Annotated in this window: 4 protein-coding genes; all 4 read left to right on the forward strand. The window is 33.5% G+C overall.

The window, feature by feature from the left end; all coding sequences use genetic code 11:
* Positions 1-20 precede the first annotated feature (20 nt).
* The 4 genes from DU428_RS07720 (at position 21) to DU428_RS07735 (ending at position 12,755) form a co-directional block, all read left to right on the forward strand.
* Complete coding sequence (locus DU428_RS07720; RefSeq protein WP_113965975.1) at positions 21-413, forward strand: hypothetical protein; 393 nt, start codon at positions 21-23, stop codon at positions 411-413.
* Positions 414-643: 230 nt separating this feature from the next.
* On the forward strand, positions 644-5,809 hold the full coding sequence (locus DU428_RS07725; protein ID WP_113965974.1) for a DEAD/DEAH box helicase: 5,166 nt from the start codon (positions 644-646) through the stop codon (positions 5,807-5,809).
* Positions 5,810-5,811: 2 nt separating this feature from the next.
* Positions 5,812-8,622 (forward strand): helicase-related protein, encoded by a 2,811-nt coding sequence (locus DU428_RS07730; RefSeq protein WP_113965973.1) that lies wholly within the window; start codon positions 5,812-5,814, stop codon positions 8,620-8,622.
* A 2-nt stretch (positions 8,623-8,624) separates the two neighbouring features.
* A complete protein-coding gene (locus tag DU428_RS07735; RefSeq protein WP_113965972.1) occupies positions 8,625-12,755 on the forward strand; it encodes an Eco57I restriction-modification methylase domain-containing protein in 4,131 nt (1,376 codons plus the stop codon).
* Positions 12,756-12,828: the final 73 nt, after the last annotated feature.

Below are 12,828 nucleotides of genomic sequence, written 5' to 3' on the forward strand. Positions count from 1 at the left end.
GCTAATAAATTACAAACACCATGCAACCACAAGAGTTAGTTCAAAATATTGAAACTTCAGAAAAAGTTAAATCACAACTTATACAAGTCCTTGATGCCTTCCAAAATATGGATTACCACAAGCTAAACGATTTGTTAGATAACGAAGCCTATTACGAGGACATGAAAAAAACAGCGTTTATCTATAAACAAATGCAAATCTTTAAAGAATTTCATAAAAAAGGAGATACATATCTTAATCTTTCAACAAATATTTGTACAGGCTGTTTGTGTAGCGAACCCGTTTTTGTGTTAACAGGAAATAATTCTGCCAATAAATACGCCATCTATGTCCAATTTACCCAAGGTGAAATAACCGATATTTTTAGATGTTCAGAACAATCCAATGGTTTTGACTGCCTACCTCCTTTTTAGAATTAGTATATATTAGCATTTAATTGTAAGTTTTTCTGTATTATTTTAAGTGCTTTTTATATCTTTAAGTCTCCCTAATTACAATTAAAATAGCTCAAATCGAACTAAATTTAATTGTAATATTTTTTTGCATTGATACTATTAAAAATTTAGCATAAAATATAAGAACAATAGTTGAAGAATTTCATCCAATTAACTTGGTAATAGAATATAAAACATAGTCAATATTAATGGACGCATTTAAAACACACGATCAAGTCATATCAAATTATAGAGATTATTTAAATTCATTTTTAAACATTGCAGATGATAGAATTAAAGAAGAAGTTGGCAAGGCATTTGAAGGTGATGGTTTTATACCTGATCCTTTAATACAGTTTAACCCTTCTTTCAAGAAAGGTGATTCCTTGCAAGATCTTTACAATCAGAGATTAATTAATAAACATCTAATAAAAACTTTTGGGGATTTTAATTTGTATAGCCATCAAACCGAAGCTATTCAAATTGGGATTCAAAATAAAGGATTTGTGGTAACATCTGGAACAGGATCAGGAAAGTCATTAACTTATTTAGCGACAATATTTAACTCTATTTTCAATCAAGAGGGAGATAAAAAGAAAGGCGTAAAAGCAATTCTTGTATACCCTATGAATGCATTAATTAATTCGCAACAAGGAGAAATTGAAAAATATGCTGAAAACTTTGGAAATGAATTCCCTATAACCTTTGCAAAATATACAGGGCAAGAAAATGCTGAAACAAGAGATAAAATAAAAAATGATCAACCAGATATCATATTAACAAATTATATGATGCTAGAGTTGATTATGACACGTCAATCAGAATCTTGGTTACGTGATTCCTTAAAAGATAATCTACAATTTTTGGTTTTTGATGAATTACACACCTATAGAGGGAGACAAGGATCTGATGTTAGTATGCTCATAAGACGTATAAAAAGCTTATGCACTTCAAACATTATATGTATTGGTACTTCGGCAACAATGTCTTCCGGAGGTAGTCCTATTGAAAAAAAAGAAGCCGTAGCAAATGTAGCAACCAAAATATTTGGTACCAACTACAACACCAGTCAAATAATAGGCGAATATCTACAAACCTGTACTAATGGTAAAGAGTTTAATGCAGTAGACTTAAGAAACGCTATACTAAAAGGAATTAATAATCAAGATAACGAAGAGGTTTTTATTAATCATCCATTAACGAATTGGTTAGAATTAAATGTTGCTTTAAAAGAAAACCAAGAAGTACTTGAAAGAGGTCAACCAAAAACGATAAAAGCTATTGCGTCATTATTAAATAAAGTGACTGAAGTTGAGAGTCAATTAATTGAGAATGTACTTGTAGATTTATTAAAATGGACAGAGCGTTTAAATGAAATAAATAGAGTTAATAAAACAGGTAAAAGTTTTTTACCATTCCGATTTCATCAATTTATTTCTCAAACAAGTACAGTTTCGGTTACATTAGAATCAAGAAACACAAGAGGTATAACTATAAAATCTGGTAGATATTTAAAGGATGGAGATGATGAAAAATTTCTGTACCCCATTTTATTTAGTAGGTATTCAGGTGTAGATTTTATTTGTGTTGAAAAAGACGTAGACAAACAATTATTGTTACCTAGAAATCCAGATGAACCAGTTAGAACACTAACATTAAAAGAAGGGACAAGAGAAAACCTAGTAGAAAGAAATTTTAGTTCAGGTTATCTGGTTCTTGATGAAGGTGAATCTTTTTGGAATGAGGATCCAATTGAAATTGCTCCTTCTAATTGGCTAAACCCAAGCGAAACCCAATTCAAACCTTATTATAATTGGCAAATGCCACAGTTAGTTTATTTCAACTCTAGTGGTGCTTATTCATCTGAACCTATATATCCTCTTAAGGGGTATTATATTCCAGTGAAACTACGTATTGATCCCACTGCTGGTATTATATATGAAGACTCAAAGACCAATGAAGGTACAAAATTAATGAAGTTAGGTAACGAAGGGAGAAGTACAGCTACAACCATAATGTCTTATGCTGTTATAGATTCTTTGTATAATCAAAATGAAGAATTAAAAGATCAGAAACTATTAAGTTTTACTGATAACAGACAAGATGCTTCATTACAATCGGGTCACTTTAACGATTTTCTTTCTTCAATTAGGCTTCGTTCCGGTTTATACCATGCGCTTAAAAATAACCCTCAAGGGTTAAAAGTTCATGATATAGCAGAACGTGTTTTTAAAGAATTGAAATTAAAGGAAGAAGCATTTGCTAAAGATCCTTCTTCCGATCCAGACTTTCCAGATCCAGACAATGAAAGAGCTATAAAAACGTATTTATTAATTAGAATTTTTCAAGACCTTAAAAGAGGTTGGCGTTATACCTTACCGAACCTTGAACAAACAGCATTATTAAATGTAAAATATAATGAATTGAGTCGATTGTGTGCAATGGATCAAAAATTTGCACACATTCCATTTTTTAATGAACTATCCCCAGAAATAAGAGAGGAAATTCTTATTCAATTTTTTAATTTTTTCAGAACCAATTACGCCATAAACCATAGATATCTTGTTGATGATCGATCTGAAACAGAGAGTTTTTTAAAAAATAAATTGGATGATAAAAAATTATGGTCTTTAGATCATAAAGAATCTATAGAAACACCTACATATATGGTTTCTGTAAGACCTGGTAGAAGCACACAGAGAGGAATTTATTTTGCTACAATAGGTTTACGTTCTGGCTTGGGGAAATATATAAAACGAATGATGTTGGAAAATAATTTTGACCCTTTAGGTCAAGATGATTACAGAGGTTTCATAGAAAGTTTATGCAATTTACTTACAGATACTAACTTTTTATCTAAAAGAGAGAATTTAAGAGGGTCAAACGGCACAATTAACGGGTATCTTTTAAGAGCTGATAACCTAATATGGATGCCTGGAGATTTTAAAACAGTTCCGATTGATGCAACCAGAATAAACACCTATCGTAATTTGGTAATTAAACCAAACTTATACTTCCAGAATTTATACAAAACGGATTTTTCAAAATATCAAAAAGAAATTCAAGCAAGAGAACATACAGGACAAGTTAACAGTGAGTTGAGAATAGAACGTGAAGAAGCATTTCGAAAAGGTGAAATATCATCCATGTATTGTTCACCCACTATGGAGTTAGGTATAGATATATCCAATTTAAATATTGTACACATGCGTAATGTGCCACCCAATCCAGCAAATTATGCACAACGAAGTGGTCGTGCAGGAAGAAGTGGTCAAACAGCTGTGGTGTTTACCTATTGTTCTGCTTGGTCAGCTCATGACCAAAATTATTTTAAAGCTTCTGATACCATGGTAGCAGGAAATGTAGTACCACCTAGGATTGATTTAATAAATGATGAATTACTTACTACACATTTTAATGCTTATGTCTTAATGGAATTAGCTCTGGCAGATTTAAATTCTTCAGTTGCAGATTTATTGGACTTAACTGATGAAAAAAAATTATCTGTTAGACAAAATATTTTAGATGCTATTGATAATGGCATATTAAACCATAAAGATAAATGGCTACCAACATACAGAAAAGTTCTCACTAGTATAGAGCCAGAACTCAAAGAGACCTGGTGGTATTCTGACAATTGGTTGGAAAATAAACTAAATTCATTTACGCAACGGTTTGATGAAGCTTTCAATAGATGGCGTAATTTATTTAGTGCTGCTACATCTATGATTTTAAAATCTCATATAGTGTTGAAAGATCCTGTTATCAGGTCTGATAGTGATCAAAAGAAAGAAGCAAAAAAACAACAGGCTATCGGCTTGAAGCAAATAGAACTTCTCAAAAATGATACGACAAAAGGCTATAAAGATCAATCTGAATTTTACGTTTTCAGATATTTAGCATCGGAAGGATTTTTACCAGGATATAATTTTACACGCTTACCGGTAAGAACATTTATAGGTTATAAACATACAGATCAAGGCGAATACCTTTCTAGACCTAGAGGCATCGCTCTTAAAGAATTTGGTCCACACAACACGCTATACCATAATGGAAGTAAGTACCGAATGAATCGAATGATGTTAATGGATTCTGATACACACCAACGCAAAATAAAAATATCAAAGGCAACGGGTTATGCTTTTTTAGATGATGAAGCTGAATTAGCAAATAACGACCCTATTACACTAGCTGAATTAAAGGGTGACAATCATGAATATAGGAGTACTTTAATAGAGTTGTCAGAATGTGAAGGTGTACCTCAAGAACGAATTTCATGTATTGAAGAAGATAGATCATCTATTGGTTATGTTGTGGAAGAATATTTTAGATACGCAAAAGGCATTGAACATACCAAAAACCTGGTGGTTCAAAGAGGTGGTGAAAAATTGTTAAACTTAATTTTTGACCAATCTACAGAATTAATCAAATTAAACCGACGCTCTCGTAGATCGGCATCAGATACTGATGGTTTTGCTATTGATAAAAGAAATGGTAAATGGCTGACTCAAAAAGATATAGATAACAATCAAGAGGTGGCTGACAACAAAAAAGATGTAATGATTTTTGTTCGAGATACAGCTGATACTTTGTATATCCAGCCATTGGCAAATTTAGAATTAAACCCTGATCAAATCATTTCTTTAAGTTATGCACTTAAACGAGGTATCGAAAGCTTATTTCAAGTGGAAGAAAGTGAAATTGGTGTCAATGTATTAGGTAATGCAGATAATCCAAACATTTTAATTTATGAAGCTGCAGAAGGGAGTTTAGGTATATTATCCCAACTCATTCAAGAACCTGAAAAACTAAATCAATTATTTGTAGAAAGTTATCGAAATATCCACTTTGACCCTGAAACACGAGAAGAAACGGAAGTTGGAGAAAAATTACCTAGGGCATCTTATGAAGACTTATTGTCTTATTACAATCAACGTCATCATGAAATTTTAAACAGATATAGTATTAAAGAAGTTTTAGAGCAATTAATAGATTGCGATTTATCTCTCGTGCAACAAGGTAATGATCGACAAGAGCAATACCGTTATTTATTAGATGCCTACGATAAAAATAGTGCTACGGAATTACCTCTTATAAAATACTTGTATAAAAACAAATTGGCTTTGCCTGATAAAGCACAGGTGTACATGGATGAATTTTATATCAGTCCAGATTTTGTGTATAACACATCTAATGGTCCTGTTTTATTGTTTTGTGACGGATCTGTACACGATAACGAAAATGTCAATAAAGATGATTTACATAAACGAAAGCTATTAAGAGATGCCGGTTATGATGTCATTGAATGGCACTACAAAGAAACCATCGAGGATTTAGTAGCGAGAAGAAAAGATATTTTTAGAAAAGTGAATTAAGTATGACTAACACACAACATCAACCAGGAACACTTATCCATTATCGAAAAAGAGATTGGATGGTTTTACCATCAGATGACAAAGATATATTACGTATAAAACCACTTGGTGGTTCTGAAGAGGAAGAAACTGCCGTTTATTTACCACTTACAATTTTAAATGAAAAAATTACCTCTGCTCATTTTCCAGAACCTGAAGCAACAGAAATAGGAGCTTTTGAAACGGCTCGCATATTATTTGATGCGTCTAGATTATCATTCAGAAATGCTGCTGGGCCATTTCGCTGCATGGGGAAATTATCATTCCGACCACGAGCATATCAATTAGTGCCATTAGTCATGGCTTTAAAACAAGATATTGTTAGGTTAATGATTGCCGATGATGTAGGAATTGGTAAAACAGTAGAAGCCCTTATCATTCTAAAAGAACTCATGGAACGTGGCGAAGTTAAAAAGTTTGCTGTTATTTGTCCACCTCATTTGTGCGAGCAATGGCAAGCTGAATTAAAAGATAAATTAGACATCGATGCAGAAATTATTCGTTCCAGTACGGCTGCTAAATTAGATCGTAAAATTCCCGATGATCAAAGTGTATTCCACCATGTCGCTTTTCAAGTAATCTCTATTGATTACGTTAAATCAGATAGACGACGAGGTATTTTTATTAATGATTGTCCAGAATTAATAATTGTAGATGAAGCGCATACATGCGCATTACCAGAAGGTGCAAAATCAAAATCACAACAACAACGTTATGCCTTACTTCATGATCTTGCTGAAGATAAAAATAGAAATATCGTACTATTAACGGCTACACCACATAGTGGTAAAGATGGAGAGTTTACATCCCTTTTAGGACTGTTAAAACCTAAATTTGGTAATTTAAAATTCGAAACAATTGATCAAAACGATAGAAGAAAGTTAGCAAGGCATTTTGTACAGCGCAAGCGCGAAAACATTAAGAGATGGCTTAAAGAAAAAACAGAGTTTCCAGAGCGGGATTCTTTAGAAATTGGATACGCATTGTCCCCAGAGTATCAGTTATTTTATCATAATTTAATTCGTTTTGCCAGAGGTATTTCTTCAAAAGAGACCGATAACAAGCAAACGCAATTATTACGTTCTTGGGCAGCAATAGCCTTAATTAAAGGTGCCATGTCAAGTCCTATTATGGCTGTAGAAATGCTGGAAAGAAGAAAAGAAAAATTAATTACTGGTGAAGAAACTATAGAAGCACCTTCATTAGAAGACACCTTGTTTGAAGATTTAGAACATATATCTGATATTCCAAGACAAGATTTAATAGAAAGTATTGACTTTGAAAATGAAGAGTTAAATGATTTAGAAAGTTTGCAGAAAGAAGCTGTTTTACTTCAACAAGACCAGTTAGATAGAAAAATTGAAACCACTATTAAATATGTCAAGCAATTAATCAAAGAAGGTTTAGACCCTATTGTATTCTGTCATTACATAGCAACAGCCAATTATGTTGCCAACAGATTAAAAAATGAATTACCAAAAAACATCCATATTGAAGCCATCACTTCTGAACTTGCTGATGAGCAACGTAAAGAACGTATCGACATCATGGGTAAAGCCGAAAAAAGAGTTTTGGTGGCAACGGATTGTTTAAGTGAGGGAATAAATCTTCAAGAACATTTTACAGCGGTTTTACATTACGATTTACCTTGGAACCCAAACCGATTGGAACAACGTATTGGTCGTGTTGATCGTTTTGGTCAATCAGCACCAAACATTAAAAACTATATTCTATATGGCGAGGATAATGATATGGATACCTTTGTATTAGAAGTTTTAATAAAAAAGGTTGTCGAAATACAAAAGTCTACAGGTGTTTCTATTGCTATTGGTGAAAACAGTAAATCGGTTATGGCTGAAGCGGCTAAACATTTATTATTTGATGAAGAAAAAGCTGAAGGTAAACAGCAAAAGTTATTTGCTGAAGAAACGGTAAGCAACGAGTTGGATTTAGCGCGTAAAAAAGGTGATAACTTAAGAAGCATTTTTGCGCATGAAAGTATTGACCCAGAAACCATTAAGAAAGATTTAGATGAGGTTGACGAGGCTATTGGTGATGATCAAACCGTTGCACAATTTGTGAGGAGTGCAGTGCAGCAATTAGGTGGTAATTGCGAATGGGATGGTATTAATGGTTATAATTTACAGGCTCAAAATTTACCACCACACATTAAACGTTTTTTTAATTCGGATAAGGTGTCCAAAATTAGTTTTGTTTCACCTACACCTAAAGGCTATCGATATATTGGTCGTAATCATCAATTTGTGGAGCAATTATGTCAGTTTCTATTGGCTATTGCTTTTGAACCGCATCCAGAATACGGTCGATTAGCACGTGTAAGCGAAATACAAACCGATGCCGTAAATACCAAGACTACGTTAGTGATGTTCAGAGTTAGAAATGTTATAAAGGAAGTGGCTTCAAAAAAAGAAGCTATTGCCGAAGAAATGTATCTCTGGGGTTATCAATCGGTTTCAGGAAATTTAGAAGTATTAGATTACACCACTGCGAAAAATTTAATGACTACAGCAAAAAGTTTATCCAACCTTTCTAAAGAACGTCAGCAAGAAGATCTTGAAGCTGAACTGAAACACTTTGAAACCATGAAACCTCAATTTATTGATTTGGCTAATGATCGTGCTGAAAAATTAGTAGAAGCGCATGGAAGATTTAAAGAATTAGTTGGTGGTCGTCGTTTCGAAAAAGCAACACCTGTACTACCACCAGATGTGATGGGTGTTTATATATTAATGCCTAAACCTAAATCCTTGTAACTATGAATTACAGTGCAATTTCAATACAAGGTAATATCATTTCAAGTGAAATCCTTGAAAAAATAAGAACGGAAGACATTCGTTTTCAAAAGGCAATAGATTTTAATTTAAACCCAAGTGCATCCATTCGTGATGAAATTAATCTTGCTTGGTCTATTGCATCCTCTAACTGGAACGCTTTTAAACAGAAAAGAGAAAATTTAAACGAAACAGACACCGGAACTACAGAAACCAGACGTTTCTGGATGCTACCATTACTAACGGTTTTAGGGTATGAAATGACCACTGCCAATGCAGAAATCATTAATGGTAAATCCTATGCCATTAGTCATCGCTCAACCAATCGAGACGGCTTTCCTATTCATATTGTTGGGGTCAACCAATCGTTAGATAAGCGTCCCGATACTGGTACTACGCGCTTATCACCTCATGCGCTGGTACAAGAGTATTTAAACAACAACGAGCACTTATATGGTTTGGTTACCAATGGTCGTTTTTTAAGAGTACTTCGCGATGCCACACGCTTAAGTAGATTGAGCTATTTGGAGTTCGATTTACAACAAATCATGGAAGAAGGTTTGTATGTAGAGTTCGCCTTGCTTTTTAGAGCATTGCATGCTACCAGAATGCCGGAAAAAATAGATCTTGGTCCAGACAGCATTTTTGAATTTTATCATCTAGAAGCCATTTCATCCGGTTCTCGTATCAGGGAACGCTTAAGTTTAGCAGTTGAAAGTTCTATTAAAGAGCTGGCAAATGGCTTGTTGCAACACCCAACTAATGAAGACTTACGCCAACGTGTTATAGAAGATAAAATTTCTGCTAAAAACTATTACCTCTATACTTTACGCTTGGTATATCGCATCTTGTTTTTATTGGTTATTGAGGAACGTAAACTCATTTACCCAGAAAAGCGTGATGAAGAACTCAACAAGAAAAAGCGTATTTATTACGACTTCTACAGTTTACAACGCTTAACCAAATTAGCCGAAAAACTGGTATATGTAGATCCTAGAAAAACCGATTTATGGCAATCCTTATTAACAACGTTTGCTTTATTTGAAGATGGGCAATACGGTAAAGAATTAGGGATAGATCCATTGGGTTCAGGTTTGTTTTCTCCTAGTTCTTTGGGGATTCTTAACGATCAATTATTGGATAATGAATGTTTACTAAAAGTACTACGCTATTTAGTAACCTTTGAAAATGAAAAAGGACAACGTGTTCGAGTTAATTATGCCGATTTAGATGTTGAAGAATTCGGCTCGGTATATGAAGGCTTGCTAGAGTACAAACCTGTATTAACAAACCATGTAGACCAACCTATTTTTAGTTTTGTTAAAGGGGACGATCGCTCTTCTAGTGGGTCGCATTACACCCCTGAAGAATTAGTAAAACCTTTAATCACACATTCATTAGATTATTTAATTGCCGATAAATTAAAAGAACAAGATCCAGAAGCTGGATTATTATCTTTAACAGTGTGCGATGTAGCTTGCGGTAGTGGACATATTTTATTATCGGCAGCAAGACGCATTGGCTTTGAGTTAGCAAAATATCGCAGTAAAGAAGACCAACCTGCCCCAACCGAAATGCGAAAAGCCACTAGAGACGTGATCCGTAATTGTATTTATGGGGTCGATTTAAACCCATTGGCAGTAGAGCTTTGTAAAGTAGCCTTATGGCTGGAAGCACACGACCCTGGGCAACCTATGAACTTTTTAGACCACCATATTAAATGTGGGAATGCTATTGTGGGGTTGGCACATTTTGAAGAATTGGAAAAAGGCATTGCTAGCGAAGCCTTTAAAACCTTACCCGGTGATGACAAAGACATAGCCTCATCATTTAAAAAGCGTAACGATTTAGAAGTAAAAACGAAAGGCCAATTAAGCACCTATGAAATTGCTAAAGTAGATGAAGATTTAAAGGGCTTACAAAAAGAATTTGCTAATTTCTCACAACTACCAGAAAACACCCCAGAGCAAATTGCTAAAAAGGACAAGTTATACCAAGAGTTAACCCAAGGTAAAAAGTGGTGGCGCTTAAAACAATTGGCAGATTTACAAGTAGCCCAGTTTTTTATACCAAAAACTGCAGAAAACAAAGAGAAACTAACCACCCATAGCCAATACATGAGTTACCTTAAAACGGAAACCCAAATTTTAGATCGTGGTACAGCAACAGCAATAAGCCAAGACAAACGCTTTTTCCACTGGTTTTTAGAGTTTCCACAGATATTCCAAAACGGTGGCTTTGATTGCATTTTGGGGAATCCTCCTTTTTTGGGAGGTTTAAGAATTTCTACAAATTATGGGGATCAAATTTATAATTTTATTAGGAATTATTTTAACCCGATTGGTGGAACCTGTGATCTAGTCGCATATTTCTTTAGAAGAAATTTTACCATTATACGTGACTCTGGATTTATGTCGTTAATTTCTACTAATTCTATTTCTCAAGGTGATACGAGAGAAGGTGGATTAGATCAAATTATTATTAAAGGAGGTAAATTGAATCACGCTATTAAATCTATTAAATGGCCAGGAGTAGCGAATCTTGAAGTGTCATTAATATCAATTTGTAAATTTGGAAGGGATATATCTCCAGTTCTAAATGGTGAAAAAGTAGGTTATATTTCTTCTTTGTTAGATAACAATGAATTCAATTTTATGCCAGAATTAATTAATGCCAACAAAGGGAAAAGTTTTGTGGGCTCAACAGTTCTTGGTAAAGGTTTCATTCTTGATAAGAAAAAAGCCGGAGAACTTCTTAATGAAGATATAAGAAATAAAGAAGTGATTTTACCTTATTTAATTGGTAATGATATAAATAACGAACCAAATCAAATTCCTACCCGATATATTATTAATTTCTATAATTGGGAAATAAATAAAGCTCAATCTTATAAAAATCCTTACAAAATTATATCAGAATTAGTTTTTCCGGAAAGACAAAAAGTAAAAAGAGAGGCTAGACAAAAGTACTGGTGGAGATATGGAGACAGAGCTGTTAATTTATATGCTAATATTAATAAATATGAATTTGCTATTTGTGTTTGTAGAGTAACTAAACATTTGTGTTTTTCAGTTTTTCCGAAAAATTACGTCTATGATGTAGGTACGAATACAATTCTACTAAATAGATTATCTAAATTTTCTATTCTTCATTCATCGTTACATGAGTCTTGGGCAAGAAAATATGGTAGTTCGTTAGAGACACGATTAAGATATACAAGTGAGGACTGCTTTGAAACTTACCCTTTTCCAAATGAGGATAATAATGTAGATATTAAATTAGAAAAACTTGGTGCCAATTTTCTTGATTATAGAAAACAATTAATGATTAAAATTAATCTTGGTTTAACAAAGACATATAATCAATTGCATAATAAAGAATTAGTTGGATCAGTAGAGCAATTAAGTTTTAAGCAATTTCAAAAAAAATACGGTAAAGAAACTTGGAATTTATACAATCATTTAGAAGTCAAAAAAGAAGGTAATATATCTTATGAAGAAGCAGTAACACTCATTTTTAAATTAAGAGAATTGCACAAAGAAATGGATGAAGCCGTTTTAGAAGCGTATGGTTGGCAGGACATAAAATTACGTCACGATTTTTATGAGGTAGAGTATTTACCAGAAAATGATAGAGTGCGTTATACCATGCACCCAGAAGCTCGTAAAGAGGTTTTAAAACGCCTTTTACTCCTTAACCACGAGCGTTATGAAGAAGAAATAAAACAAGGCTTACATAAAAAAGCAGATGTTGTGGCTTTTTATAAACAAAAAGGTAAAGAAACACCAGAAGGTACTACGTTTAGTGATGTAAAAACAAAAAAAAGAGCCATTAAAAAAGCAAAAATAAATGTGGTTAAAGAACCTACCGAACAGTATGGCTTATTTACAGAGGCAACTAATGAGGTAAGAGAAAACAGTAAAGTAACCATTCAAAAAGAAGACAACACCAATTTTAAATACCACATTACTAAAAACGCTGTTAAAGGCAATTTTTCTGGTGAGTTTAAGCAAATAGCAACAAACTCAACACTTGCAGAAAACATGCTAGGTAGAAAAGTTGGAGATGCTTTTGTTTTTGGAGGTGTTAAGTATAAAATTTTAAGTATTGAGTAGTTATGATGCATACGTGTCATTCCGACGAAAGAGGAATCTCATCCCGTCAGTTCGAGTGATTTTGAGAAGAGAA

This window comes from Oceanihabitans sediminis, assembly GCF_003337215.1.
Classification (GTDB): domain Bacteria; phylum Bacteroidota; class Bacteroidia; order Flavobacteriales; family Flavobacteriaceae; genus Oceanihabitans; species Oceanihabitans sediminis.